General features: G+C 69.9%; 25 protein-coding genes. 9 read left to right on the plus strand and 16 right to left on the minus strand.

The genetic code is table 11. From position 1 onward, the window contains the following. Positions 1-35 precede the first annotated feature (35 nt). Positions 36-1,175: an MFS transporter gene (locus A3CE_RS0120985; RefSeq protein WP_026468700.1), complete on the plus strand. Its 1,140-nt coding sequence runs from the start codon at positions 36-38 to the stop codon at positions 1,173-1,175. Positions 1,176-1,267: 92 nt separating this feature from the next. Here the strand turns inward: A3CE_RS0120985 and A3CE_RS0120990 are convergent, their stop codons facing one another. Then, positions 1,268-1,648 carry a hypothetical protein gene (locus A3CE_RS0120990; RefSeq protein WP_020642078.1) on the minus strand — a complete coding sequence of 127 codons (381 nt, stop codon included), beginning with the start codon at positions 1,646-1,648 and terminating at the stop codon, positions 1,268-1,270. Between the two features lie 16 nt (positions 1,649-1,664). Further along, positions 1,665-2,855: an RtcB family protein gene (locus A3CE_RS0120995; RefSeq protein WP_020642079.1), complete on the minus strand. Its 1,191-nt coding sequence runs from the start codon at positions 2,853-2,855 to the stop codon at positions 1,665-1,667. A 164-nt stretch (positions 2,856-3,019) separates the two neighbouring features. On the opposite strand from A3CE_RS0120995, the gene A3CE_RS0121000 reads away from it, so the two are divergent. Together A3CE_RS0121000 and A3CE_RS0121005 are read left to right on the plus strand one after the other, a co-directional pair. After that, the gene (locus tag A3CE_RS0121000) at positions 3,020-4,498 is read left to right on the plus strand and encodes a M48 family metallopeptidase (RefSeq protein WP_020642080.1); all 1,479 of its coding nucleotides are present in this window, start codon (positions 3,020-3,022) and stop codon (positions 4,496-4,498) included. 9 nt (positions 4,499-4,507) lie between these two features. Beyond that, on the plus strand, positions 4,508-5,605 hold the full coding sequence (locus tag A3CE_RS0121005) for a hypothetical protein (RefSeq protein WP_020642081.1): 1,098 nt from the start codon (positions 4,508-4,510) through the stop codon (positions 5,603-5,605). Positions 5,606-5,657: 52 nt separating this feature from the next. Here the strand turns inward: A3CE_RS0121005 and A3CE_RS0121010 are convergent, their stop codons facing one another. Both A3CE_RS0121010 and A3CE_RS0121015 read right to left on the minus strand, forming a co-directional pair. Continuing rightward, positions 5,658-6,698: an aspartate-semialdehyde dehydrogenase gene (locus A3CE_RS0121010; protein ID WP_020642082.1), complete on the minus strand. Its 1,041-nt coding sequence runs from the start codon at positions 6,696-6,698 to the stop codon at positions 5,658-5,660. Beyond that, positions 6,698-7,963, minus strand: coding sequence for an aspartate kinase (locus A3CE_RS0121015; protein ID WP_020642083.1), 1,266 nt, complete (start codon positions 7,961-7,963; stop codon positions 6,698-6,700). Before A3CE_RS0121015 ends, A3CE_RS0121010 begins: the two co-directional genes overlap by 1 nt. A gap of 228 nt (positions 7,964-8,191) precedes the next feature. Here A3CE_RS0121015 and A3CE_RS0121020 point away from each other — a divergent pair, with 228 nt between their 5' ends. Continuing rightward, positions 8,192-8,782, plus strand: a complete 591-nt coding sequence (locus A3CE_RS0121020) for a nitroreductase family protein (RefSeq protein ID WP_026468701.1) — start codon at positions 8,192-8,194, stop codon at positions 8,780-8,782. Here A3CE_RS0121020 and A3CE_RS0121025 read toward each other — a convergent pair. Further along, complete coding sequence (locus A3CE_RS0121025; protein WP_020642085.1) at positions 8,779-9,432, minus strand: ComEA family DNA-binding protein; 654 nt, start codon at positions 9,430-9,432, stop codon at positions 8,779-8,781. The genes A3CE_RS0121020 and A3CE_RS0121025 overlap by 4 nt on opposite strands. Before the next feature lie 134 nt (positions 9,433-9,566). Continuing rightward, positions 9,567-9,932 (minus strand): hypothetical protein, encoded by a 366-nt coding sequence (locus A3CE_RS0121030; protein ID WP_020642086.1) that lies wholly within the window; start codon positions 9,930-9,932, stop codon positions 9,567-9,569. 228 nt (positions 9,933-10,160) lie between these two features. Between A3CE_RS0121030 and leuA the strand changes: the two genes are divergently transcribed. Both leuA and A3CE_RS0121040 read left to right on the plus strand, forming a co-directional pair. Next, positions 10,161-11,921 (plus strand): 2-isopropylmalate synthase, encoded by a 1,761-nt coding sequence (gene leuA, locus A3CE_RS0121035; RefSeq protein WP_020642087.1) that lies wholly within the window; start codon positions 10,161-10,163, stop codon positions 11,919-11,921. A gap of 84 nt (positions 11,922-12,005) precedes the next feature. Then, positions 12,006-12,608, plus strand: coding sequence for a DedA family protein (locus A3CE_RS0121040; protein WP_020642088.1), 603 nt, complete (start codon positions 12,006-12,008; stop codon positions 12,606-12,608). On the opposite strand, the gene A3CE_RS0121045 is transcribed toward A3CE_RS0121040, so the two are convergent. Beyond that, positions 12,605-13,246, minus strand: coding sequence for a peroxiredoxin-like family protein (locus A3CE_RS0121045; protein WP_020642089.1), 642 nt, complete (start codon positions 13,244-13,246; stop codon positions 12,605-12,607). The two genes, A3CE_RS0121040 and A3CE_RS0121045, sit on opposite strands and share 4 nt — an antisense overlap. Positions 13,247-13,305: 59 nt before the next feature. Here A3CE_RS0121045 and A3CE_RS0121050 point away from each other — a divergent pair, with 59 nt between their 5' ends. After that, positions 13,306-13,911, plus strand: coding sequence for a TetR/AcrR family transcriptional regulator (locus tag A3CE_RS0121050; protein ID WP_026468702.1), 606 nt, complete (start codon positions 13,306-13,308; stop codon positions 13,909-13,911). Here the strand turns inward: A3CE_RS0121050 and A3CE_RS0121055 are convergent. Beyond that, entirely contained in the window at positions 13,901-14,806 is a 906-nt protein-coding gene (locus A3CE_RS0121055; RefSeq protein WP_020642091.1) for a LysR family transcriptional regulator, read from the minus strand. The two genes, A3CE_RS0121050 and A3CE_RS0121055, sit on opposite strands and share 11 nt — an antisense overlap. An 86-nt stretch (positions 14,807-14,892) precedes the next feature. On the opposite strand from A3CE_RS0121055, the gene A3CE_RS0121060 reads away from it, so the two are divergent. Continuing rightward, complete coding sequence (locus A3CE_RS0121060) at positions 14,893-15,783, plus strand: EamA family transporter (RefSeq protein ID WP_026468703.1); 891 nt, start codon at positions 14,893-14,895, stop codon at positions 15,781-15,783. Here A3CE_RS0121060 and A3CE_RS0121065 read toward each other — a convergent pair. The 3 genes from A3CE_RS0121065 to A3CE_RS0121075 all read right to left on the minus strand — a co-directional run bounded on the left by A3CE_RS0121065 (position 15,780) and on the right by A3CE_RS0121075 (position 18,140). Further along, complete coding sequence (locus tag A3CE_RS0121065) at positions 15,780-16,418, minus strand: DedA family protein (RefSeq protein ID WP_020642093.1); 639 nt, start codon at positions 16,416-16,418, stop codon at positions 15,780-15,782. The genes A3CE_RS0121060 and A3CE_RS0121065 overlap by 4 nt on opposite strands. Before the next feature lie 160 nt (positions 16,419-16,578). After that, positions 16,579-17,772, minus strand: coding sequence for an RNA polymerase sigma factor (locus A3CE_RS0121070; protein ID WP_020642094.1), 1,194 nt, complete (start codon positions 17,770-17,772; stop codon positions 16,579-16,581). Continuing rightward, complete coding sequence (locus A3CE_RS0121075; RefSeq protein ID WP_020642095.1) at positions 17,769-18,140, minus strand: YciI family protein; 372 nt, start codon at positions 18,138-18,140, stop codon at positions 17,769-17,771. Before A3CE_RS0121075 ends, A3CE_RS0121070 begins: the two co-directional genes overlap by 4 nt. 82 nt (positions 18,141-18,222) lie before the next feature. Here A3CE_RS0121075 and A3CE_RS0121080 point away from each other — a divergent pair, with 82 nt between their 5' ends. Next, positions 18,223-18,654 (plus strand): YybH family protein, encoded by a 432-nt coding sequence (locus A3CE_RS0121080; RefSeq protein WP_020642096.1) that lies wholly within the window; start codon positions 18,223-18,225, stop codon positions 18,652-18,654. Between the two features lie 39 nt (positions 18,655-18,693). Here the strand turns inward: A3CE_RS0121080 and A3CE_RS0121085 are convergent, their stop codons facing one another. From A3CE_RS0121085 to A3CE_RS0121105, 5 genes are all read right to left on the minus strand, one after another. Then, positions 18,694-19,806 carry an ABC transporter ATP-binding protein gene (locus A3CE_RS0121085; RefSeq protein ID WP_020642097.1) on the minus strand — a complete coding sequence of 371 codons (1,113 nt, stop codon included), beginning with the start codon at positions 19,804-19,806 and terminating at the stop codon, positions 18,694-18,696. Further along, the gene (locus A3CE_RS0121090; RefSeq protein ID WP_020642098.1) at positions 19,803-20,798 is read right to left on the minus strand and encodes an ABC transporter ATP-binding protein; all 996 of its coding nucleotides are present in this window, start codon (positions 20,796-20,798) and stop codon (positions 19,803-19,805) included. Before A3CE_RS0121090 ends, A3CE_RS0121085 begins: the two co-directional genes overlap by 4 nt. A 6-nt stretch (positions 20,799-20,804) precedes the next feature. Beyond that, the gene (locus A3CE_RS0121095; protein WP_020642099.1) at positions 20,805-21,728 is read right to left on the minus strand and encodes an ABC transporter permease; all 924 of its coding nucleotides are present in this window, start codon (positions 21,726-21,728) and stop codon (positions 20,805-20,807) included. After that, positions 21,725-22,726 (minus strand): ABC transporter permease, encoded by a 1,002-nt coding sequence (locus tag A3CE_RS0121100; protein ID WP_026468704.1) that lies wholly within the window; start codon positions 22,724-22,726, stop codon positions 21,725-21,727. Before A3CE_RS0121100 ends, A3CE_RS0121095 begins: the two co-directional genes overlap by 4 nt. A gap of 82 nt (positions 22,727-22,808) precedes the next feature. Beyond that, on the minus strand, positions 22,809-24,479 hold the full coding sequence (locus A3CE_RS0121105) for an ABC transporter substrate-binding protein (protein WP_185839841.1): 1,671 nt from the start codon (positions 24,477-24,479) through the stop codon (positions 22,809-22,811). Positions 24,480-24,780: the final 301 nt, after the last annotated feature.

Raw genomic sequence — 24,780 nt, forward strand, 5'->3', positions numbered from 1 at the left:
TGTCCGTCCCCCGTGTCCCGTCGACGATGGCGCTGATGTTCCTGGCCCGGCTGCCGATGACCATGAACGGCATGATGATGACGCTGTACATCGTCACCGGGCTCGGCCGCGGCTACGGCGCCGCCGGGGTGGTCGGCGCCGGCGTCACCCTCGGGACGGGGGTCGGCGCGCCGCTGCTCGGCCGCTGCCTGGACCGGTACGGGCTGCGCCCGGTGGTCGCGGTCTGCGGGATCGGGACGACGGTGTTCTGGGCCGCCGCGCCGCACCTGCCGTACGCGGCGCTCGCCGCGGTCGCGGTTCCGGCGGGGATGCTTTCGGTGCCGGCGGGCTCGCTGGCGCGGCAGGTCCTGGCGGTGCTCGTGCCGCTGAAGGAGCGCCGGGCGGCGTATTCGCTCGACACCATCTCGATCGAAGCGACGTTCATGATCGGTCCCGCGGCAGGCATCGCGGCGATCACGGCGTTCTCACCGACCTGGACGCTCACCGCGCTCGGCGTGCTGTTCGGCGGCACGGCGTTCCTGATCTGGCTGGTCAACCCCCCGCTCCGCGAGGAGGTCGCCGAGCCGGAACCACTGGGACCCCGGCCGCCGCTGCGCAGCTGGCTCACCGGACGGCTGGTGGCGACGCTGCTGATCGCCGCCGGCGCGTTGTTCGTGCTGGTCGGCACCGAGCTGGCGACGCTGGCGGCCCTGCGCTCGAACGGCGACCTCCAGGTGACCGGGCTGGTCATCGCGGTGATGTGCACGGCGTCGATCCTCGGCGGCATCGTGCACGGCGCGGTGCGGCGGTCACTGCCCCAGGGCGTGCTGATGCTGCTGCTCGCGCTGCTGGTGGTGCCGGTCGGGCTGGCCGACCAGCCGTGGTGGCTGCTGATGCTGGTGCTGATCCCGACGAACCTGGTCTGCGCACCGACACTGGCGGCGACGACCGAGACGGTCAGCCGGATCGCCCCACCGCAGGTCCGCGGCGAGGCCATGGGACTGCAGGACGCTTCGACCCGGCTCGGCCTGGCCCTGGGCGGCCCGGTGGTCGGCTTCGCGATAGACCACTCGAGCCCGGCATGGGGCTTCGCGGCGGCCGGCCTCGGCGGCCTGGTCCTGGCGGCGGCCGGCCTGCTGCACCGCCGTTCCCCGGCCCCCGAGCCGGTCCCGGCGCTGGCCGACAGCCGCAACTAGCGCGAGCCCACACGCAAGTCCGTGAATGGCACATTGAGGGACTTCAAGTCCCTCAATGTGCCATTCACGGACTTGCGATCTGAGCCTGACCGTCAGCCGCAGGCTGCGCGCAGCGCGTCGATCTTCTTGACGTTGCGCTGCACCCACTTGGCCACGACGCCGGCGTCCTCGATGCGTTCCTTCTGCACCTCGACGTAGGAGTCGGCCATGCCGAGCAGCGCGTTCTTGACGTGCTGGTCCTGGACGTTCCCCGCCAGCTCGCGCAGCCGCCGTTCCTTGTCCTCGGCCCGGGCCTTGAACTTGGCCGGGTCGACCAGCGGGTTCAGGTCGGCGAGCCCGAGCGCCTCCGCGCACGTGCCGACCTTGTCCGCCGTCCTGCTCCCCTGGTCGACCGCGCTGCCGACCTGGTCGCAGCCGCTCAGCAGCAGTGCGGCCGCGGCCAGCAGCGCGGCCGTGATTCCACCCCTCGTCATCCGGCCAAGGTACCGCTCAGCCCTTGACGCAGACCACCTGCTTGAGGTGCGCCACCACCTCGACCAGGTCCCTCTGCGCACGAATCACCGTATCGATGTCCTTGTACGCCGCCGGGATCTCGTCGACCACGCCGGAGTCCTTGCGGCACTCGACGCCCGCCGTCTGGGCCGCGAGGTCGTCGGCGGTGTACAGCTTCTTCGCCTTGGTCCGCGACATCCGGCGGCCCGCGCCGTGCGAAGCCGACTGGAACGACGAGTCGTTGCCCAGGCCGCGGACGATGTACGAACCGGTCCCCATGCTGCCCGGGATGATCCCGAAGTCGCCCGAGCCCGCCCGGATCGCACCCTTCCGGGTGACGAGCAGCTCGACGCCGTCGTAGGTCTCCTCGGCGACGTAGTTGTGGTGGCACGAGATCGCGTCGTCGAAGGTGACCTGCGGGAGCTCGTCACGAACCGCCTGCTTCACCAGCGCGACCATCGTGGCGCGGTTGCGCGCCGCGTAGTCCTGCGCCCAGAACAGGTCGCGCCGGTACGCCTCCATCTCCGGCGTGCCGGCGACGAACACCGCGAGGTCCCGGTCGGGCAGGTCCGCGTTGTGCGGGAGCTTGCGCGCGACGGCCATGTGCCGCTCGGCCAGCTCCTTGCCGATGTTGCGCGAACCCGAGTGCAGCATCAGCCAGACCCGGCCCTCGCCGGCGCCACCCTGCTCGAGGCAGACCTCGATGAAGTGGTTGCCGCCGCCGAGGCTGCCGATCTGCCGCGCGGCCCGGTCGTGCAGCTCCTGGACGCCGCTGTGCAGCTCGCCGAAGCCCTTCCAGAACGCGTCCCAGCCGCCGACGCCGTGCACCTTGGCCGGGTTCACGGGCGTCTTGTGCAGCCCGAAACCGACCGGCACGGCGCTTTCGACGCGGCGGCGCAGCTTGCCGAGGTCGTCCGGCAGGTCGGTCGCGGTGAGCGACGTCCGGACGGCGCTCATCCCGCAGCCGATGTCGACGCCGACGGCGGCCGGCGAGACGGCGTCGCGCATCGCGATGACGCTGCCGACGGTCGCGCCCTTGCCGTAGTGCACGTCGGGCATCACGGCGACGCCGTGCACCCACGGCAGGTTCGCGACGTTGTGCAGCTGCCGCATGGCCTGGTCTTCGACCGACGTGGGGTCCGCCCACATCCGGATCGGGACGCGGGCGCCTTCGACAGCGGTGTACATGGTTTTCCTCCCCTTGAAGTGCTTGCGGGCCCCAGGATGTCCCGGCCACCGCGAAAACACCAACGCGATTTCTTCGTGAGCAAAAAGAAATCCGCCGAGCCGGTCCTTCGTGCACAATGAGCCGACCGTCCGGGGAGGGGCGGCTGGGGGAGGATCGATCCATCGTGAAGACGTCGTGGCGCGCGCTCGTCGCCGTCGCCCTGCTGGCCGGGTTCCCGGTGCTCGTGTTCCTGGTCGTCGGCGGCCTCGCCGTGGCCGAGTACCTCTTCTTCCGGCACTCCGGCATCCTGGCGATCAAGCTCGGCATCGTCGCGGTGCCGGTGTCGTACGCCCTGCTCAAGGCCCTGTTCGCGATCGAGCGGACCCTCGGGGACACGGCGGACGGCGTGCCGGTGACGCGGGCGGACGAGCCGGCGCTGTGGGCGCTCGTCGAGGAGCTGGCCGCCGCGGTCGGCACCCGGCCGCCGGACACGATCACGCTGGTCAGCCAGGTCAACGCCGGGGTGCGCGAGCGGACCGGGTGGCTCGGGCTGCGGGTGCGGCGGCGCGAGATGTTCATCGGCGCGCAGCTGCTCGCCGGCCTGCGGCACGACCAGCTGCGTGCCCTGCTCGGGCACGAACTCGGGCACTACAGCAACCGCGACACCCGGCTGGCCGGGCTGACCTACCGCGGCCGCCGGTCGATCGAGCGCGCGCTGACCGGGCTCGGCGGCGACGGCTGGTTCGAAGGGCTGGTCCGCAGGCTGTTCGTGCTCTACGCGAAGCTGTACTTCGCCGTCTCCGCCGCGGTCTGCCGCCGTCAGGAGCTCGCCGCCGACGCCGCCGCGGCCCGCGTCGCCGGCACGACGGCGATGACCAGCGCGCTGCGTGAGATCGAAGCCCTCGACATCGCGTGGGACTTCTACTTCGACCGCTACGTCGCGATCGGCTGGGACGCCGGCTACCTGCCCGACCGGCTGGCCGGTGGCTTCCAGTCGCTGCTCGCCGACGAGGGCCGCGCCGAGGAGTTCGACCGCGTCCGGCAGAACCCGCCGGCGGAAGAGACTTCCCGCTACGACACGCATCCGCCGACGGCGGAGCGGATCGCGGCGCTCGAGGCGCTCCCGGAGGTCCCGGGGCGCCCGGACGCCGGCCACCCGGCGAGCGAAATCCTCCGCGACGCGGCTGCGACGCTGGAGGCGGCGATGGCCACCGGCCTTTCCGACAAGGCGAAGGCCAAGCGCCGCACGGACTGGGCCAGGGTGGTGGACCTCGGCGTCCGGCACTCCGTCACTCTCGAGGCGGCCAGGATCCTGGGCTCGGGGAAGACGCTGGCGCAGGCCCTCGACCTCATCGACGCCGGCCGGGCCGCCGAGCTTGCCGACCCGGAGAGTAAGCCGCCGGCGTCGGCCGGTCCCCGGGCCCAGCGCGAGTTCGCCGCCCCCTCGGTTCGCGACCGGTTGTCCACTGTGGTCAAGGCGTACCTCGCGGAAGCCGAGGTGGCGCACTGGAAGCTGTCCTGGTCCGGCCCGCCCGAATTCGTCGTCGACGAGCCTCACGGCAGCGAGCTGGCCGCGGCCCTCGACGCCGCGGCGGCCGACCACGACACCGCGCCGCTACGCCGCCTGCTGGCGGCCGTCGGCGCGCTGCCCGTCCGTTCTTGAGGAGAAACAGTGCTGTCATTGTTCAATTCCAAGCGGCGCAAGGCCGCCATCGCGCTGGTGAAGGCCGCGAAGGCCCGCGGGATGAGCGTCGAGGACTACGCGAAGACGCTCTCCCCGGAGGAACTCGCGCAGTTCGTCCCCCAGGACGACAAACCGAAGGTCGAGATGCCGGACGTCGCGCTGTGGGGTCTCCCGCCGGACAAGGAGGTGACGGCGGCGAAGTTCGTCGCCGACGCCCGCGTCGCCGAGGCTGTCACGGCCTACCGCGCCGGTGACTGGCAGCCGGCCGCCGCGCTGCTGACGGACCTCGGCACGGACTGGGACCGCCGGGCGTTCGCGGTCCAGCAGCTCGGGGACGCCGCCGCGGACGACGACGGGCCGCTGAAGGCGTGGCAGGCGTCCGGCAGCGTGGACGCGGCCGCCGTCAACGCCCAAGGCCTGGTCGCGCTGGCCTGGCAGATCCGCTCGTCGTACACCCCGGAGCACGTCTCCGAGGAGCAGTGGGCCGGGTTCTTCCGCGTGCTCGAAGACGCCGAAGCCGCGGCACACGCCGCGGTCGAAGTCGCGCCCGAAGATCCCACGCCGTGGTGCACCATGCTGATGGTCGCCCGCGGACGCCAGTACGGGAACGACGACTTCCGCGCGGTCTGGGCGGAGCTCGTGGCCCGCGACCCGCTCCACCGGCCGGCCCACGAGCAGGCGCTGCAGTACTGGTGCGCCAAGTGGTTCGGCTCGCACGAGCTGATGTTCGCGTTCGCCGACGAAGCCGTCGAAAAGGCGCCGAAGCTCGCGGGCCTGACCCTCGTCGCCGCGCACGAAGCGGAGGACAAGGGCGTCGAGGCCTGGAAGAGTGACCGGACCAAGCTGGTCCTGGACGTCGTCCTGCCCTGGCTGGACGGCGAAGGCCGGGACCACCCGGCGAACCTCCGCGACCGCGCGTACGCGGCGAAGGCGCTGGTGGCGAACGACCGGGGCAACGAGGCTGTCGAGCAGTTCAAGGTGCTCGGCGTGCACGCGGACGCGCTCGTCTGGGCCTACACCGGCCGCCCGGAACGCGAGTTCCTGAAGACGCGGTACCTGGCCTGCTACGGCGCGACCCGGCCGTGAACTCCCGCGAAGGCCCCTCACCGCGATCGGTGAGGGGCCTTCGGCGTGGTCGTCAGAGCTGCTGGGCCACCAGCTCCGCGATCTGCACGGCGTTGAGCGCCGCGCCCTTGCGAAGGTTGTCGTTCGAGACGAACAACGCCAGCCCGCGGCCGCCCTCGACACCCTGGTCGACGCGGATGCGGCCGACGTAGCTCGGGTCGTTGCCCGCCGCCTGCAGCGGGGTCGGGACCTCCGACAGCTCGACGCCCGGCGCGTGCGCCAGCAGCTCCGTCGCGCGCAGAGGCGTCAGCGGCCGCTCGAACTCCGCGTTCACCGAGATCGAGTGCCCCGAGAACACCGGCACGCGCACGCACGTGCAGGACACGCCGAGCCCCGGGATGCTCAGGATCTTGCGGCTCTCGTTGCGGAACTTCTTTTCTTCGTCCGTCTCCAGCTCACCATCGTCCACAATGGACCCGGCCAGCGGCAGGACGTTGAACGCGATCGGGCGGACGTACTTCGCCGGCTTCGGGAAGTCGATCGCCGCGCCGTCGTGGGTCAGCAGCGACGCGTGTTCCGCCGCGGCGCGAACCTGGCCGGCCAGCTCGTCCACGCCGGCCAGGCCGCTGCCGGACACCGCCTGGTAAGTCGACGCGACCAGCCGGACCAGCCCGGCCTCGTCGTGCAGCGGCTTGAGCACCGGCATCACGGCCATGGTGGTGCAGTTGGGGTTCGCGATGATCCCCTTGCGCGCCTCCTTGATGGCCTGCGGGTTGACCTCGCTGACGACCAGCGGCACGTCCGGGTCCATCCGGAACGCCGAGGAGTTGTCGATCACCGTGGCACCCGCCGCGGCGAACCGCGGCCCTTGCGCCTTCGACGTCGAACCGCCCGCGGAGAACAGCGCGATGTCCAAACCGGACGGATCCGCCGTCTCCGCGTCCTCGACCGTGATTTCGGTGTCCCGCCAGGGAAGCTTCGACCCCGCCGAGCGCGCCGAAGCGAAGTACCGCAGCTCGGCGATCGGGAACTCCCGTTCCGCCAGCAGCTTGCGCATCACCGCGCCGACCTGGCCGGTCGCGCCGACCACCCCGACCCGCAGCCCGTCCGCCATCAGCGACCACTCCCCGCGTAGACCACAGCTTCCTCGTCCCCGCCCAGCTCGAACGCGTCGTGGATCGCGCGCACGGCGTCGTCCAGCTGCGCGTCCCGGATCAGCACCGAGATCCGGATTTCCGAGGTGTTGATGATTTCGATGTTCACGCCGGCCTCGGCCAGCGCCTCGCAGAACGTCGCAGTGACACCCGGGTGCGAACGCATCCCGGCGCCGACCAGCGACACCTTGCCGACGTGGTCGTCGTAGAGGACCGACTCGAAGCCGATCTCCGCCTTGACCTTCTCCAGCTCCTTGACCGCCTTGGCGCCGTTGGCCTTCGACAGCGTGAACGTGATGTCGGTGCGACCGGAAACCGTGCTGGACACGTTCTGCAGCACCATGTCGATGTCGATCTCGGCGTCGGCGATCACGCGGAAGATCCGGGCCGCGGCACCGGTGTGGTCCGGCACCCCGGTCACCGTGATCTTGGCTTCGGAGCGGTCGTGCGCCACGCCGGTGATCAGGGCTTGTTCCACGGGGATCTCCTCGATAGAACCGGTCACCGTCGTGCCCGGCTTGTCACTGTAGGAAGAACGGACTCGGATCGGGACGCCGTAGCGGCGCGCGTACTCGACCGACCGCAGGTGCAGGATCTTCGACCCGCTCGCGGCGAGTTCGAGCATCTCTTCGTACGTGACGGTGTCGAGCTTCTTCGCGTCCGGCACCACTCGCGGGTCCGCCGTGTACACACCGTCCACATCGGAGTAGATCTCGCAGACGTCGGCGTTCAGCGCGGCGGCCAGCGCGACAGCGGTGGTGTCCGAACCGCCGCGGCCCAGCGTGGTGATGTCCTTGGTGTCCTGCGCGACGCCCTGGAAGCCCGCCACGAGCGCGATGTAGCCCTGATCGAGGGCCTCGGTGACGCGGCTGGGGGTGACGTCGATGATGCGCGCGTTACCGTGCACCGACGTCGTGACGACGCCGGCCTGCGAACCGGTGAACGACCAGGCCTCGGCGCCCTGGGCCGCGATCGCCATCGCGACCAGCGAGTTCGAGATGCGCTCACCGGCGGTGAGCAGCATGTCCATTTCCCGCTCCGGCGGCGCCGGGTTGACCTGCTGCGCCAGGTCGAGCAGCTCGTCGGTGGTGTCACCCATCGCCGAGCAGACCACGACGACGTCGTTGCCCGCCTTCTTCGTGGCGACGATCCGCTCGGCGACGCGCTTGATCCGGTCGGCACTTTCCAGCGACGATCCGCCGTACTTCTGGACCACGAGGGCCACGCCCGAACCTCCTCGCGGGCCGGGCGGCTCCCTGGTGGGCACCGGAGAGCCCCCGCGTCCCATGATTTGACCAGGAGCCTACCGGGGCTTCGGCGGCCCGCCACCCTCTTGACGTGGGGCGGACCCCGCCCGCGGGTACCGCGGAAGTAAATCTTCCGCAACACCAACGAAATGCGCGGAGCCCTTCCTCCCGAGTGATGCACAGCACTCACAGGTAACGTCTTGGCCGTGCGGAAACCAGCTGTGACGAGCGTCCCGATCGCAACCCTGATGGCGGAGCGGTGGAGCCCGCGGGCTTACGACGAGTCGGCTGCCGTCTCCCCGGAACAGGTGAGAGCCCTGCTGGAGGCGGCCCGCTGGGCGCCGTCGTTCGGCAACACCCAGCCGGCGCGCTACCTGGTGGGCGCTCGCGGCACCCCGTCGTTCGACGCGATCCTGGCGACGCTCAATTCGGGCAACCGGGCCTGGGCGCACCGGGCGAGCCTGCTGCTGATCGGCGTGATGGTGCCGACGAACGAGAAGGGCGACGTCCCGTACGCGGAGTACGGGCTCGGGCTGGCTTCGGAGAACCTCGTGCTGCAGGCGGTCGAGCTGGGGTTGATCGCCCACCAGATGGCGGGCTTTTCGCCGGAGGCGGTCAGCGCGGCGTTCTCCCTCCCGGAAGACGTCGTCCCGAAGGTGGCCATCGCGGTGGGATCACCAGCCGAGCCGGACGTGCTGGAGGAGGACTGGCGGATCGAGCGGGAGAAGGCGGACCGGGTGCGGCTGCCGCTGGCGGAGTTCGCCTTCACCGACCAGTGGGGCAAGCCGGCGCTCTAACCCGGCAGGACGACGGCCCGGTCGCGCACGCGGTCCCACGAGGCGACGGGCACGGCGGTGAGGACGTCGTCGACGGTGGTGAACCCGCCGACAGCGGTCCTGATCTCGACGATCGCTTCGGCCGTGGCGGCGTCGAGCCCGCAAACCGAGCCGATGACAGCCGCCGGCGCGTTGTTGAGGTCGACGAGCCCGCCGTCGTCGTAGTTCCGCTGCAGGTCGGGGCGGCCGACCCGGAGGTCGCGCGCGATGAGCGGGTCGCCGAGGGCCAGCTTCCGCGCCTCGGCCCGCCGCTCTCGCGCGGCCAGTGCGGCCTCAAGGGCCGGGCCTGACCCGTCGAGTCGTTCGCCGGGGGCCTGCCGGAGGATTTCACGGCGCAGCTTGGCCTGCTGAACGCAGGCGACCACGATCACGGCGATGGCCAGCGTCGCGCCGATCATGCTGGTCAGGCTGCCGGTCGCACCGACCGTCTTGCCGTTCGCATCCGTCGGCGTCAGTGCCACCAGCACACCGATCGCCACGGCGATCGCGGCGAAGAACACGGCCCGGACGTACAACGATTTCCGGCCCAGCCGGGCGGCGGCGTGCACGAACGGCACCCAGGCAAAAAGCCCGAACGAGGCGATGGTGACGACGAAATACCAAAGGCTCACGACACGGGCGACCGCGCTCGGCCTCGTTGCGACAGACGGTGAAGCGGACATGATCAGCACCCCTTCCGGCGTGCTGATATCGCCCGGCGGCGACAGTGCGTTACGAGCTCGCGCTGATCGTGATCACCGCGAAATCAGGAGGTGCCGCCCACCCGGCGGATGACCTTCGCGAGGATCCCGGACACGACGAGCCAGAAGATCGCCGCAATACCGTAGTTCACCAGGACCCGGAGCTTTCCGTCACTCGGCGTGAACAGGTCGCTGAAGCCGAGCGCCAGGCTGTCCGCCCAGGACTTGACGAACGAGACGATGCCGTTGTCCGGGTTGGCCGAGCCGACCGTGAAGATCACGTGGATCACCAGCAGCGCGGCGAAGACCAGCCCGATCCAGCGGACGATCGACGCCACCACCGAAGCCACCTTGCCCCCGGTCCGGCGCCAGTCGACGGCGGCGCGACGGGAGACGCGCGTCTCCTCCGACGACTCTGCGTGCTCACCCATGCCCGCAGTTTCGCACGGGGCCAGGCCGATTGCTACCCACAAGTAACTGACCGGGTAACGAATCCATCGCGGCCCGGCTTCCCTCAGCCCGCGTTCCCTGGTTATGGTGGGGTCGTGGCGCGTGCTCTCCTGCTTCGCTGCCGCGACGGGGCCTGACCGGACCGGCTCCCCGTCGCGGGGCTTCGTGGTGCCGGTCGCACCCGTCGAGCTGGAGACACCCCCTTTCCCATGAGCAAGATCCGCAAACCCTCCCGTACCGCGCCCGCTGACCAGCCCGCCTGGAACACCCAGCGCGGCACGTCCATGCCGGTCCACCGCTACCGCCCCTGGTACGACGTGGTCGAGAACATCGACCTGCCCGACCGCACCTGGCCCGAAAAGCGCATCGACCGCGCGCCGCTGTGGTGCGCCGTCGACCTGCGGGACGGCAACCAGGCCCTGATCGACCCGATGTCGCCCGCGCGCAAGCGCAAGTTCTTCGACCTGCTGGTCCGCATGGGCTACAAGGAGATCGAGGTCGGCTTCCCGGCCGCGTCGCAGACGGACTTCGACTTCGTCCGCGAGATCATCGACGAAGGCGCCATCCCGGACGACGTCAGCATCCAGGTGCTGACCCAGTGCCGCCACGAGCTGATCGAACGGACGTTCCAGGCCCTCGAAGGCGCGCCGCGCGCGATCGTCCACATCTACAACTCGACCTCGATCCTGCAGCGCCGCGTGGTCTTCCGTGAGGAGCGCGAAGGCATCAAGAAGATCGCGACGCAGGCCGCGGAACTGGTCGTCGAGCTGGCCGCGAAGCAGCCCGACACCGACTTCCGGTTCCAGTACTCGCCCGAGTCCTACACCGGCACCGAGCTGTCCTACGCGCTCGAGGTCTGCAACGCCGTCACCGAAATCTGGCAGCCGACGCCCGAGAAGCCGGTGATCCTGAACCTGCCGGCGACCGTCGAGATGGCCACGCCGAACGTCTACGCCGACTCGATCGAGTGGATGAGCCGGAACCTGGCCCGCCGCGACTCGGTGATCCTGTCGCTGCACCCGCACAACGACCGCGGCACCGGCATCGCCGCCGCCGAGCTGGGCTACCAGGCCGGCGCCGACCGCATCGAGGGCTGCCTGTTCGGCAACGGCGAGCGCACCGGCAACGTCGACCTGGTCGCGCTGGGCATGAACCTCTACAGCCAGGGCATCGACCCGCAGATCGACTTCTCCGACATGGACGAGATCAAGCGGACGGTCGAGTACTGCAACCAGCTGCCGGTGCCCGAACGCTCGCCGTGGGGCGGCGACCTGGTGTTCACCGCCTTCTCGGGCTCGCACCAGGACGCGATCAACAAGGGCCTCGACGCGCTGAAGGACGCCGCCGACAAGCAGGGCGTCCCGATCGACGAGTACCCGTGGGAGGTGCCGTACCTGCCGATCGACCCGAAGGACGTCGGCCGCACGTACGAGGCCGTGATCCGGGTGAACTCGCAGTCCGGCAAGGGCGGCGTCGCCTACATCATGAAGGCCGAGCACCAGCTCGACCTGCCGCGGCGCCTGCAGATCGAGTTCTCGAAGGTCATCCAGCGCTACACGGACTCCGAGGGCGGCGAGGTCGACCCGACGACGATGTACAACGCCTTCTCGGCCGAGTACCTGGAGCTGAAGACGCCGCTGGAGCTGGTCCGCCAGCACGTCCGAGACAACGGCGACGGCGAGTACGACATCACCGCGACCGTCCGTGTGGAGGGTGACGAGCACGAGATCACCGGCCGCGGCAACGGCCCGATCGCGGCGTTCTTCGACGCGCTGTCGACGGTCGGCTTCGACCTGCGGCTCCTGGACTACAGCGAGCACACGCTCTCGCCGGGCGACGACGCGCGCGCCGCGTCGTACATCGAGTGCGCGATCTCGGACCGCGTGTTCTGGGGCATCGGGATCGACGCGTCGATCGTCACGGCGTCGCTGCGCGCGGTCGTCTCGGCGGTGAACCGCGCCAACCGGTAGCCGAGTCTGTGCGCCGCCTGTCGGGTTCCTGTGAGTACCCGGTGATCAGGAGTTTTCCGGGCCCGGCAGGCGGTTAATGGAAGCGTGGACGGATCGACGGCGGGACTGGTGCTGCTGTTCGTCGTCTCGCTGGTGCCGCTGCTGCCCACCGAGGTGACACTTCTCGGCATGGGCATCGCGGCGGCACAGGGCGGGACGTCGCTCGCACTGGTGATCGCCGTGGCGAGTGCCGGGTGCCTGGCGTCCGACCAGGCGCTCTACGCCCTCGGCCGGTTCGGTGGCCGGGCGGCGCTGGACCGGCTGAGCCGGCGGAAGAAGTTCGCCGCCGGCCTCGGCCGGCTCGACGGCCGGCTGCAGCGCCATCCCCGTCCGGTGCTGGTGATCGCCCGCTGGCTGCCGTCGGGCGGGACGATCGGCGCCCTCCTCGCCGGATCGCTCCGGTGGCCGATGGCGGAGTTCTTCCCCGCCTCGGCCATTGGCGTCACACTCTGGACGTCGTACGTGGCCTTCCTCGGCTACGCGGGCGGCCGGATGGTCACCGAACCCGGGATCAGCCTGCTGCTCTCCCTCGGCGTGGCCCTGATCCTGGGCTCGGCGATCACCTACGGCATGAAGCGCAGCGCTGTGACAACCGGAGCTCCGCTCCGGGCCGGGGGCTCCGCCACCCGGACCCCCTTAAGCAGTTAAAGCGATTTGACGGCTTCCAGCAGCTGCGCGGGCTCAGTGCGGGTCGTGTAGTCCGGGTGGACGTCGACGAACCGGATCACCCGGTCGCGGTCGACCACCACGACCGACGGATGGGCCAGCTCCCAGCCGCCGTTGTGCTTGTCGAGGTCGGCGCCGATCTTGGCCATCGTCGGACGCACGTTCTCGCCGACCGTGAACGTCAGCCCGAACGCGCGGGCGACGACGTTGCCGACGTCCGAGAGCACCGGGAAGCCCAGCTCGTTGGACTCCTTCACGGCCGCCGAGCCGTCCGGCAGCTGCGGGCTGATCGCGGCCAGGCGAGCCCCGTACTTCCCCAGCTCGGGAACCACTTCGGCCTGGTACGCCCGCAGCGTCAGGTTGCAGTACGGGCACCACTGCCCGCGGTAGAAAACCAGGACGGCCGGGCCGTCGGCGGTCAGGTCGCCGAGGCTGACGGCGGTGCCGTCGGCGTCCGGCAGCGTGAAGCCGGCGGCCGTCGTGCCGACCCCGGCGAACTTCGCCGGGTCCGCCGAGCCGACGAGATCGCGCTGGTGCTCGACCAGCACGTCGGCGATCTCGGCGGGCGCCACGTTCCGCAGGTTCGCGCGGATGCCGGACAGGCCTTGGTCGAGAGTCATGGATTCCCCCAGCTTGTTGTACTGATCGGTACAGTACGACTGACTGTACTATTCAGTACATGGAGGCGCAAGCGGTGGCCACGACCCCACGCGGCAAGCGGACCCGCGACGCGATCGTCGACGCGGCGGCCCAGCTGATGTACTTCGACGGCGTCGCGGGCACGAGCGTCGACAAGGTGCTCGCCAAGAGCGGCGCCGGAAAATCGCAGATGTACCACTACTTCAAGAACAAGGAGCAGCTGGTCGCGGCCGTGATCGACCGGTACCTCGAGCAGATCCTCGGCAACCAGCCCGCGATCTTCGAGCTGCGCTCCTGGACCGATTTCGAGACGTGGACCGAGCAGATCCTGGACATCCACCGCCGCGCGGGCGGGCCGATCGCCTGCCCGCTGGGCAACCTCGCCGGAGAGGTGGGCGACAACCCGAAGCTCGCGCCGCTCGTCGACCAGGCGTACCGGAAATGGGAGTCGTACCTGGAGCAAGGCCTGACCGCGTTGCGGGACAAGGGAGAACTCGCGCCCGGCGCCGACCCGGCGCGGCTGGCCCAGGCCGCGATGACGTCCGTCCAAGGTGGACTGTTGCTGGCCCACATCCGGCACGACATCACGCCACTCGAGGACGCCCTGCGGATCGCGCTGACGCACCTCCACAGCTTCAGGCCGTGAGCTGGGCGACCTCCGCGCGCAGCTCGTCGATCACCTTGGCGACGGCCGGGCGCTGCAGCGCACCGGTGCGGCAGACCGCCTCGATGAGCCGGGCCGCGCGGATGCCCGCGAGGGGCCGCCCGACCAGGCCACTGCCGCGACTACTGTCCATTGTGTACCTCGGCAGCAGCGCGATTCCGTGGCCCGCGGCGACCAGCCGCTCGGTGATCCGGAAGTCGTTGATCCGCTGCACCACGATCGGCCGCACCCCGGTGCGGATCGTCAGCGAGCGCAGCACGTCGTCCACCGGGAAACCGAAGTCGACGCTGATCCAGCGTTCGTCCGCCAGGTCGGCCAGCTCGACGCGACGCCGGCCGGCAAGCCGGTGGCCGGCCGGCAGCGCGACGTCGAGCGGCTCACGCAGCAGCGGCACGACGTCGAGGCGCCCGGAATCGAACTCCGGCGCGTGCTCGTCGCGGTGCGCCACGACGACGTCGTAGTCCGCGACCAGGCCGGGCACCTCCGCCGGCGTCATGTCGACATCGCGGACGTCGACCTCCAAGCCGTCGTACCCGGCGACGCGGGTCAGCAGCCCCGGCAGCAGCATCAGCCCGGCCGACTGGAAGATCGCGATCCGCACCCGCCCGCGCGGCGCGCTGCGGTAGGTGTCCAGCTCGGACTCGGCCCGCTCGAGCGCGGCGAGCACCTCGTCGGCGCGGGCGACCAGCGCGCGGCCGGCGTCGGTCAGCCGCAGGCCGCGGCCCGCCGGTTCGGTGAGCGGCAGGCCGACCTCGCCCTGCAGCGCGCGCAGCTGCTGCGAAACCGCCGACGGCGTGCAGTGCAGCGCCCGCGCGGCCGCCGTCACGCTCCCGCGGTCGGCGAACTCCCGCAGCGTGCGCAGGCGACCCAGGTCCATGGCGCCAGCGTACGTGAAGCACTGCTACAAGGTTCCTGCAGATATTCTCGCTGGTCCTTCAACGTCAAGGTTGCCAGAGTGAAGGCATGCCAGCTCGCGATCGTCTTCTCGCCGTGCTCGTCGCCGTCCTCTGGGGCCTGAACTTCCTCGCCATCCACGCCACGCTCGGCCAGTTCCCGCCGGTGTTCGCGGGTGCGCTGCGGTTCGCCGTGATCGCCATCCCGACGATCCTGTTCGTGCCGTGGCCGAAGGTGCCGGTGCGGCACCTGCTCGGCTACGGCCTCGGCTTCGGCACCGGGCAGTTCGCGTTCCTGTTCATCGCGATGGACACCGGGATGCCGACCGGGCTCGCGTCGCTGGTGCTGCAGGCTTCGGCGCCGTTCACGGTGCTCCTCGGCGCCGTCTTCCTGCGCGAACGCGTCACGCCGTACCAGCTCGCCGGGATCACGCTCGCGGTGGCAGGGATGGCCATGATCGCGTGGCAGCGGTCCGCGCACGCGGCTCTGTTGCCGATGGTCCTGACGTTGCTGGCCGCGCTGAGCTGGGCGTTCGGCAACCTCAGCACGCGGAAGGCGAAGCCGGACAACCCGCTGCACTTCACGCTGTGGATGTCGGTGGTGCCGCCGCTGCCGATGTTCGCGCTTTCGCTGGTCATGGAAGGCCCGGCCGCGCAGTGGCGTTCGCTGACGACGCTCGGGACGCCGACAGGCCTGACCGCGCTCGGCGGCCTGGCCTACGTCGTGCTGATCGGCACCGTCGTCGGCTCGGGCCTGTGGACGACGCTGATGCGCCGCAACCCGGCCGGCGTGGTGTCGCCGTTCTCGCTGCTGGTGCCGGTGGTCGGGCTGACGGCGTCGTTCGCGCTGCTGGGCGAGCGGCCGAGCGGCCTGGAGATCGTCGCCGCGCTGGTCGTGATCGGCGGCGTGCTCCTGGGCTCGTTGCGGCCGGCGCCCAAGCGCGAACTCGTCACCGTCTAGGCGGCAGTCTCTTCCTGCTTTTCCTCTTCTTCGTGCTTGCGGCCGAGGCGCTTCTTCATGACGAAGAAGACGACGCCGCCGAGGACGATCGCGGCGACCAGGCCGTACTTGGAGAAGTTGCCGAGCCACTCTTCGGCGACGACACCGAGGTAGTAGACGGCCGCGGTGGTGCCGCCCGCCCACACGATGCCGCCGGCGGCGTTCGCCAGCAGGAACTTCGGGTAGTGCATGCGCAGCGACCCGGCGAGCGGCCCGGCGAGGATGCGCAGGAACGCGATGAACCGGCCGAGGAAGACGGCCCAGACACCGCGTTTGTTGAAGATGCGTTCGGCGTTGGCGATGTGTGTCGGCCCGAAGTGTTTCGGGAATTTCCGGCCGGCCCAGGCGAACAGCCGTTGTCCCCCGGTTTTCCCGATCAGGTAACCGATGCTGTCGCCGATGATGGCGCCGGCACTGGCCAGGATGCCGATCCACAGCGGGTTCAGGTTGCTGTGCTGCGAGGCCAGCAGCGCCGCGCTGACCAGCACGATCTCGCCGGGGAGCGGGATACCGAGGCTCTCGATCATGATCACGGCACCGACGATCAGGTACACCGAAAGCGGCGGGATCGCCTCCAGCCATTGGTCGATGTGCACTGCTCGTACCCCCTGGGTTCCGGAATCGCTTTTCCGCAGAGTACCGGGGGCGGCGCGCTGCGGGCGGCCTACTCAAGTATGGGTCCAGGTCCTCCTTCAGGCGGGGGTCCGGAGTTGTCCACATGGGGGTGACGCCTGTGGACAACTCCGGCCGCCGCGGTCAGCGGCCGGCCAAGGCCGCCGCCCGGGAGCGCAGGTACGCCTGCTCCGGCAGGCTCAACGTCCGCCCGGCCGCGGCCGTGTACGCCTCCCGCGCCCCCTCGAAGTCGCCCGTCGACTCCAGCAGGTGGGCGCGCACCGCGTCCACCCGGTGGTGCACGGCCAACGCCGGGTCCGCGGCCACCGACGACAGCTCCGCCAGCCCCGCCGCGGGGCCGTGGACCTGGGCGAACGCCACCACCCGGTTCAACGTCACCATCGGGCCCGGTGCCACCACCCCCAGCAGGTCGTACAGCGTCAGGATCTCCGCCCAGTCCGTTTCCTCCGTCGAGGGTGCCTCGTCGTGGACCGTCGCGATCGCCGCCTGCAGCTGGTAGGGGCCCACCGGTGCCGAGGACAACGCCGCCGTGATCAGCGCGACGCCCTCCTTGATGAACTCGCCGTTCCAGCGGGACCGGTCCTGCTGTGCCAGCGGCACCAGCGCGCCCGTCTCGGACACCCGGGCCGGGCGGCGGGCTTCCGTCAACAGCATCAGCGCCAGCAGGCCCGTGACCTCGCCGTCCGCCGGCAGTGAGGCATGCAGCTGACGGGCCAGGCGGATCGCCTCCGTCGTCAGCTCGACGCGGTTCAGCACGTCGCCCGAGCTCGCCGTGTGGCCCTCCGTGAAGATCAGGTACAGCACCTGCAGCACCGCGGCCAGGCGCGCCGGGCGTTCCGACGCCGGCAACGCGAACCGCTCGCCGCGCAGTGACCGTTTCGCGCGGCTGATCCGCTGGCCGATCGTCGCCTCCGGGACCAGGAACGCCCGCGCGATCTCCGCCGTCGTCAGGCCGCCCACCGCGCGCAGCGTCAGCGCCACCTGCGACGGCTGCGTCAGCGACGGGTGGCAGCACAGCAGCAGCAACGTCAGCGTGTCGTCGACCCCGGAGACCGGTGACGGGTCCGGTTGCGAAGCCACCGCCTCTTCACGCCGCTGCCGTGCCGTGTCGCTGCGCCACTGCTCGATGCGACGCCGGGACGCCGTCGTGATCAGCCACCCTTTCGGGTGGTCCGGGATCCCCGAAGACGGCCACTGCTGCGACGCCGCCAGCAGTGCCTCCTGGACGGCGTCCTCGCACGCGTCGAAGTCGCCGTACCGCCGGGCCAGCGCCGCGAGGACCTGGGGCGCGAGCGAACGCAGGAGATCCGGGATCACAGGTCCGTCCCGTGCAGCCCCATCACCGGCCGCACCTCCACCACCCCGAACGATGCCTCCGGGATCCGCGCGGCGATCTCCAGCGCCCGGTCGAGATCCGCGCAGTCCAGCAGGTAGAAGCCGGCGAGGAACTCCTTGGCCTCCGCGAACGGCCCGTCGGTCGTCAGCGGGGCGCCCCCGGAGACGCTGACCCGCTTCGTCAGTTCCGGGAACGCGAGCCGCTCGGAGACGATACGTTCCCCGGACGCGTCGAGGTCGTCGTTGAGCTGCTGGTAGTAGGCGAGCCCGGCCGCCTGCTGCTCGTCGCTCATCCCGGCCCACGCCGCGCGGGACTCCGGGTTGCCGTAGATCAGGACCACGTATTTCACGAACGCCTCCCGCTGGATGTCGAAATCCGCGTGGCGGCGCCTACGTCCCCTCCGAACGGCACCACCACTTCAGGAGGATGGCATGACCGAGCACGACGAGAAGCAGATCCGCGAACTGATGTCGGCCCGTGCGGAGGCGATGACGAAGCGTGACGCCGAGGGGCTCGCCCGGCAGTACGTGCCCGGCGTCGTCGCCTTCACCCTGGCCCCGCCGCTCGTGCACCACGGCGAAGACGTCGAAGCCCGCAAGGCCTGGTTCGCGAGCTTCGACGGCCCGATCGAGTACGAAATCCGCGACCTCGAGGTCACCGTCGGCGGCGACATCGCCTACAGCCACGCCCTCAACCGGCTCTCGACGACGCCGAAGGGGCTGCCGCAGCCGTTCGAGCTGTGGTTCCGCTCCACCGTCTGCTTCCGCAAGGAGGACGGCGAGTGGCGGATCACCCACGTGCACGACTCGACGCCGTTCTACATGGACGGCACCATGAGCGCGGCGCTGGACCTCAAGCCCTGAAACGAGATGGCCGGCCGGGGAAACCCGGCCGGCCATTCGCTAGAGGATCTCGGCGGACGTGCCGATGTCCGGCGGGCCCAGGTCGGGGTTCAGCGCCCCGGTGAGCTCCACCAGCTCCGGCTCCACCTCGTGCGGCTGGATGCGCCCGTCGCGGATGTCCTCCGCGTAGTGGCACGCCACCCGGTGACCGCCGCCGATTTCACGCAGCTGCGGGCGGTCGGTGTCGCACAGGCTCGCCTGCTTCCACGGGCAGCGCGTGTGGAACCGGCAACCCGACGGCGGGTTCGCCGGCGAGGGCAGGTCACCGGCGAGCAGGATCTGCTCGCGGGTGTCCTCGACCTGCGGGTCCGGTACCGGGATGGCCGACAGCAGCGCCCGCGTGTACGGGTGCAGCGGATCCCGGTACAGCGAGTCCGCGTCGGTCTCCTCGACCAGCGCACCCAGGTACATCACGCCGATGCGGTCGGAGATGTGCCGCACCACCGCGAGGTCGTGCGCGATCACGACGTAGGTCAGCCCGAGCTGCTGCTGCAGGTCCTCCAGCAGGTTCACCACCTGGGCCTGCACCGAAACGTCCAGTGCGGACACCGGCTCGTCGGCGACGATCAGGTCCGGCTCCACGGCCAGTGCCCGCGCGATGCCGATGCGCTGGCGCTGCCCGCCCGAGAACTCGTGCGGGTACTTCCGCAACGACGTCTCCGGCAGGCCGACCGCGGACAGCAGCTGCCGCAGCCGCCGCTGGGTCGTTTCCTTGTCCTTGTCGAGGCCGTGCGCGTGCATGCCCTCGAGCAGGATGGACTCGACCGACTGGCGGGGGTCCAGGCTGGACAGCGGGTCCTGGAAGATCATCTGCATCCGGCGCCGGGCCTTCCGCAGTTCCTCCCCCTTGAGGTGAGCGACGTCCGTGCCGTCGAACACCACGTGGCCGTCGGTCGGCTCGTTCAGCCGCAGGATCGCGCGGCCCAGCGTGGACTTGCCGCAGCCGGACTCGCCCACCAGTCCGTACGTCTCGCCGCGGCGGATGGCCAGGTCGACACCGTCGACCGCGTAGACGTGGCCGACCGTCCGGTCGAACACGACACCGCTCTTGATCGGGAAGTGCACCTTGAGGCCGGTGACCTCGAGGAGCACGTCACCACCGGGACGGGTCATCGGGTTCCTCCTCCCGCGGCGACCGCGGGCCGCACGGGGTTGTGACAGCGCAGCAGCCCGCCCTGGTCGGGCACCAGCCGCGGCTGGACCTCACGGCAGACCGGCAGCGCGTTCGGGCAGCGCGGGGCGAACGCGCACCCGTGGTCCCACGGGATGTTGTCGGCCACCGAACCCCGGATGGGGATCAGCTTCTCGCCACGGCCCGCGTCCAGGCGCGGGATCGACGCGAGCAGGCCGTGGGTGTACGGGTGCCGCGGCTCGGCGAACAGCTGGTGCCGCTGCGCCCGCTCGACGATCTTGCCGCCGTAGAGCACGTTGACCTCGTCGCACAGCCCGGCGACGACGCCGAGGTCGTGCGTGATCATGATCAGCGCGGTACCGGTGTCCTGCACCAGTTCCCGCAGCAGCGCCAGGATCTGCGCCTGGATGGTGACGTCCAGCGCCGTGGTCGGCTCGTCGGCGATGAGCAGCCGCGGGCGGCACGCCAGCGCGATCGCGATCAGCGCGCGCTGCCGCATCCCGCCGGAAAGCTGGTGCGGGTACTCGGAAAGCCGCCGTGACGGGTCCGGGATGCCGACCTTGCCCAGCAGGTCCGCCGCTTCGACGGACGCCGCCTTGCGCGACATCCCGCGGTGGCGCTCCAGCACCTCGGTGATCTGCAGCCCGATCGGGATGACCGGGTTCAGCGACGACAGCGGGTCCTGGAACACCATGCCGAGGTCGCGGCCGCGGCGGTCGCGCATGTCCTTGTCGGACAGCTTGAGCAGGTCGGTGCCTTCGAACCGCACCGAGCCGCTGACCTTGTTGCCGCGCCGGGCGAGCAGCCGCATGATCGCCAGCGACGTCACGGACTTGCCGCAGCCGGACTCGCCGACCAGGCCGACCGTCTGGCCCGGTTCGACGTCGAAGCTGAGGCCGTCCACCGCGGTGAACGGCCGCTCGCCACGGCGGACGAAGTCGACCTTCAGGTCGCGGACTTCAAGGAGTGCCATGGGTTCTCACCGCCTGTTCTTCGGGTCGAGGGCTTCGCGGAGTGACTCGCCGAGCAGCGTGAACCCGAGCGCGACGACGATGATCGCGATCGCCGGGTAGTACGCGAGCTCCGGGCGGACGTCGAGGAACTGGTGCGAGGCCTTGCCCAGCATCAGCCCCCACTCCGCCCGCGACGGGTCCGGGTCGCCCAGACCGAGGAACGACAGCGCCGCGGCCTCCAGGATGGACGTCGCCAGCGTCAGCGTCGCCTGCACGATCACCGGGCTGAGCGAGTTCGGCAGCATGTGCCGGAACACGATCGTCCCGCGTTTCACCCCGAGCGACGTCGCCGCGAGCACGTGGTCGGCGTCGCGTTGCGAGAGCATGGAACCGCGCAGCAACCGGGCGAAGATCGGCACGCCGATCATCGACACGGCCAGGATCACCGTCCACTGGCTCGGCTTCGCGAACAGCGCCGCGATGGAAATGGCCAGCAGCAGCGACGGGAACGACAGCATGACGTCGACCAGTCGCATGAGGACGGTGTCGACCCAGCCGCCGAACGCGCCCGCGACCCCGCCGATGATGACGCCGAGCAGCACCCCGACGAGGGTCGCGAGCACACCCACGATCAGCGTCTGCTGGGCGCCGGCGATCAGCCGCGACAGGAAGTCGCGGCCGAAGTCGTCCACGCCGAGCGGGAACCCGGCCTGTGCGCCCGGGATGTGGTTCGGCCGGATCTGGTCGCCGAGGTACTGGACGTTCGGGTCCTTCGGCTCCAGCAAGGGCGCGAAGATCGCGATGATCAGGAACAGGCCGGTGATGACCCCGCCGGTGATCGCGACCGGGCTGCGCAGCATCCGGCGGATCGCTTCGCCGCCGAGGCTGCGCCCGCTCGCCGCGGCGAGCTTGTCGATCGGTTCCTTCTTCTTGCTCAGCAGAGTGTTCATCGCACACGCACCCTCGGGTCGATGATCCCGTACGAGATGTCGACCAGCATGTTCACCAGCACGTAGATCACCGCACCGAACAGCAGCAGTGCCTGCAGCCGGGGGTAGTCACGCCGTTCGATGCCTTCGGCCAGCAGGAACCCGAGGCCGCGGAAGTTGAACACCCGCTCGGTCAGCACCGCACCGCCGAGCAGCGCGCCGGTCTGCAGGCCGATGGTGGTGACCACCGGGAGCAGGCCGTTGCGCAGCACGTGCCGGCGGCGCACCACCGGCTGGGTCAGGCCCTTCGAGTTCGCCGTGCGGACGAAGTCCTCGTTGAGGACGTCGAGCACGGACGCGCGGGTGATCCGGGTGATCACCGCGAGCGGGATCGTGGCGAGCGCGAGCGCCGGCAGGATCAGGTGCCGGATCGCGTCCCAGACGGCGTCCCACTCGCTCGTCATGATGCCGTCGAGGATGGCGAAGTTGGTGATGGCCGTGGCGTCGAGCCCCGCGGCCTGCCGTCCCTGCGAAGGCAGGCCCAGCGGGGCCGCCAAGACGTCCTGCATCATGTAGCCGAGGAAGAAGACCGGCACCGCGACGCCGATCAGGCTCAGCACGATCACGCCGTTGTCGATCGCACCGCCGCGGTAGCGGGCCGACAGGTAGCCGGCGGGGATGCCGACGACGATCGCGATGATCATCGCGGACAGGCCGAGCTCGATGGTGGCGGGCAGGAACGTGACGATCTCGCCGCCGACCGGCTGGGTCGAGACCAGCGAGTTGCCGAAGTCGCCGGTGAGCGCCCGGCCGAGGAACTTGAAGTACTGCAGGAAGATCGGCTGATCAAGCCCCAGTACGCGGTTGAGGTCGGCGACCTTCTCGGGCGTTGCCTTGTCACCCAGCAGCGCGGTGGCGGGGCCGCCGGGCAGGGAACGCAACCATGCGAAGACCAGAATGGACAGGATGAAGAGCGTCGGGATCGCTTGTAGCAGCCGACGCACGATAAATCGGAGCACGTGCAGTCCTTTGTGCCAGCCCGGGAATCAGGCGCAGGGGGTGGGTGCGGTAGCACCCACCCCCTGCCGGCTGAGAGTCAGATCAGTTGACGGTCACGGTGTTGAAGCGCTCGTCGGTGAGCGGGCTCGCCACCAGACCCTTGACCTTCGGGCCGACCACGATCGCCGGCGTCGGGTACGCGATCGGGATCGCCGGGAGGAAGTCCATGATCTGCTTGTTGACTTCCTGGTACGCCTTGGCGTGCGCGTCACCGGCAGGCGACGCGTCCGCGGCGGCGAGAGCCGAGAACAGCTGCGGGTTGCTGAAGCCGAACTCCTTCTTCTCGCGGCCGAAGAACGTGCCGACGAAGTTGCCGGCGTCGTTGTAGTCACCGGTCCAGCCGAGCAGGTGCAGGTCCTGCTTGCCGAACTTCTGCACGTCGTCCTTGTAGCCACCGTTCCACGGCTCGGCGTGCGCCTCGACGTTGATGCCGATCCGCTTCAGGTCCTCGGAGATCGCCGTGAAGGTGTCCGCCGGGTTCGGCATGTACGGCCGGCTGACCTCGGTCGGGTAGTAGAACTTCACGGTCATACCCTCGGCGCCGGCCGCCTTCAGCAGCTCCTTCGCCTTGTTCTGGTCGTACGGGTACTTCGTGACGTCGTCGGTGTAGCCCGAGATGACCTTCGGGACGAACTCGGTCGCGACCTCGGAACCCTCGGCCAGCTTGCTCTTCACGAACTGCTCGCGGTTGATGCCGTAGGCCAGCGCCTGGCGGACCCGCGGGTCCTTCAGCTTCGGGTTGTTGGCCTGGTTGATGCCCAGGTACAGCACGTTGAACGACGGGCGGATGAGCACCTGCTCGTTGTCCGCGCGCAGCAGGCCGTAGTCCGCCGGGTTCGGGTAGTCGAAGCCGTGGATGTCGCCGGCCTTCAGCGCCTGCTTGCGGGCGTTCTCGTCCGGGATGACCTTGAAGATCAGCTTGTCGAGCTTCGCCGGCGACGGGCTGGTGTCGTTCTTCACCAGGGTGATCTCACCCTTGGCCTGGTCCCAGCTGTCGAACTTGAACGGGCCGGTACCGACCGGGTGCTTGTTCGCGTACTCGCTGTAAGTGAACGAGTCACCGCTCTGGGTCACCGTGTCGCCGTTGTACTGCTTGATCGCGGTCGGGCTCTGGATCGCGAACGACGGCAGCGTGAACGCGGCCGGGAAGGCGCCCTTGGCCTTGTTGAGGTTGAGGACCGCGGTCGCCGGGTCCTTGGCCTCACAGCTCTTGTAGACCGGGTCGCCCGCCGCGTCGCCCTCGTTCTTGGCGAAGCCCTCGAAGACGTCGCCGTAGTAGATCATCTGGCTCTGGGCGGCGGCGCCCTTCATGTTGAACCAGCGGTTGAAGTTGGCGCAGACCGCCTCGGCGTCCATCGGGGTGCCGTCGGAGAACTTCACGCCGGACTTGAGCGAGAACGTCCAGGTCTTGCCGTCGTTGCTCGACTCCCACTTCTCGGCGAGGGAGGGCTCGAGGTCGGCGGTGCCCGGCTTGTTCTGGATCAGCGTGTCGAAGATCTGCCGCGTGATCCGGAAGGTCTCACCCTCGTCGTTGAAGGCGGGGTCGAACAGCTTCGGGTTACCGGCCGCGCCGAAGATCATCGTGCCCCCGGAACCACCCCCCGCGCCTTCTTCACGCTTGGATTCCGCACAGGCGGACAGCGAAACCGCGAGCGCGCCGGCGAGCCCGATCAGGGCCACGCGGCGTGTTCGGGTCAGCCGCAATTGCTGCATCTGGCACCCCTTGGGAGATGTTCGGGTTCAAAGTCACCGTCCGGTCGGTCAGGAACTCGACGGACGGTCGGTGTGCCCGCCGACACTAGCGGGAACTCGGCCCGCACTTAAGCACGTGAGGTTACGATCGCGCTACGTGGACGCCGATTTGACCGCAATGTGTCCGTTAATCACGACGGAATGTGACCATTTCTGGCTTACGGCGGCATCTGGCGCCGGATCGCTAACTCACATGGCGGTACCCACGTTAGTCCGGTCGTGTCTTCGCGGACAATCCTCTTGATCGATCCAGGCCTCCTCG

Origin of the sequence: Amycolatopsis balhimycina FH 1894 (assembly GCF_000384295.1) — a bacterium.
GTDB lineage: Bacteria > Actinomycetota > Actinomycetes > Mycobacteriales > Pseudonocardiaceae > Amycolatopsis > Amycolatopsis balhimycina.

Coding starts and splice junctions, on each gene's coding strand:
- A3CE_RS0120985 (WP_026468700.1), top strand. CDS start 36: ATGTTCCTGGCCCGGCTGCCGATGACCATGAACGGCATGATGATGACG.
- A3CE_RS0120990 (WP_020642078.1), bottom strand. CDS start 1,648: ATGACGAGGGGTGGAATCACGGCCGCGCTGCTGGCCGCGGCCGCACTG.
- A3CE_RS0120995 (WP_020642079.1), bottom strand. CDS start 2,855: ATGTACACCGCTGTCGAAGGCGCCCGCGTCCCGATCCGGATGTGGGCG.
- A3CE_RS0121010 (WP_020642082.1), bottom strand. CDS start 6,698: ATGGCGGACGGGCTGCGGGTCGGGGTGGTCGGCGCGACCGGCCAGGTC.
- A3CE_RS0121030 (WP_020642086.1), bottom strand. CDS start 9,932: ATGGGTGAGCACGCAGAGTCGTCGGAGGAGACGCGCGTCTCCCGTCGC.
- leuA (WP_020642087.1), top strand. CDS start 10,161: ATGAGCAAGATCCGCAAACCCTCCCGTACCGCGCCCGCTGACCAGCCC.
- A3CE_RS0121045 (WP_020642089.1), bottom strand. CDS start 13,246: ATGACTCTCGACCAAGGCCTGTCCGGCATCCGCGCGAACCTGCGGAAC.
- A3CE_RS0121050 (WP_026468702.1), top strand. CDS start 13,306: ATGGAGGCGCAAGCGGTGGCCACGACCCCACGCGGCAAGCGGACCCGC.
- A3CE_RS0121055 (WP_020642091.1), bottom strand. CDS start 14,806: ATGGACCTGGGTCGCCTGCGCACGCTGCGGGAGTTCGCCGACCGCGGG.
- A3CE_RS0121060 (WP_026468703.1), top strand. CDS start 14,893: ATGCCAGCTCGCGATCGTCTTCTCGCCGTGCTCGTCGCCGTCCTCTGG.
- A3CE_RS0121080 (WP_020642096.1), top strand. CDS start 18,223: ATGACCGAGCACGACGAGAAGCAGATCCGCGAACTGATGTCGGCCCGT.
- A3CE_RS0121085 (WP_020642097.1), bottom strand. CDS start 19,806: ATGACCCGTCCCGGTGGTGACGTGCTCCTCGAGGTCACCGGCCTCAAG.
- A3CE_RS0121090 (WP_020642098.1), bottom strand. CDS start 20,798: ATGGCACTCCTTGAAGTCCGCGACCTGAAGGTCGACTTCGTCCGCCGT.
- A3CE_RS0121095 (WP_020642099.1), bottom strand. CDS start 21,728: ATGAACACTCTGCTGAGCAAGAAGAAGGAACCGATCGACAAGCTCGCC.
- A3CE_RS0121105 (WP_185839841.1), bottom strand. CDS start 24,479: ATGCAGCAATTGCGGCTGACCCGAACACGCCGCGTGGCCCTGATCGGG.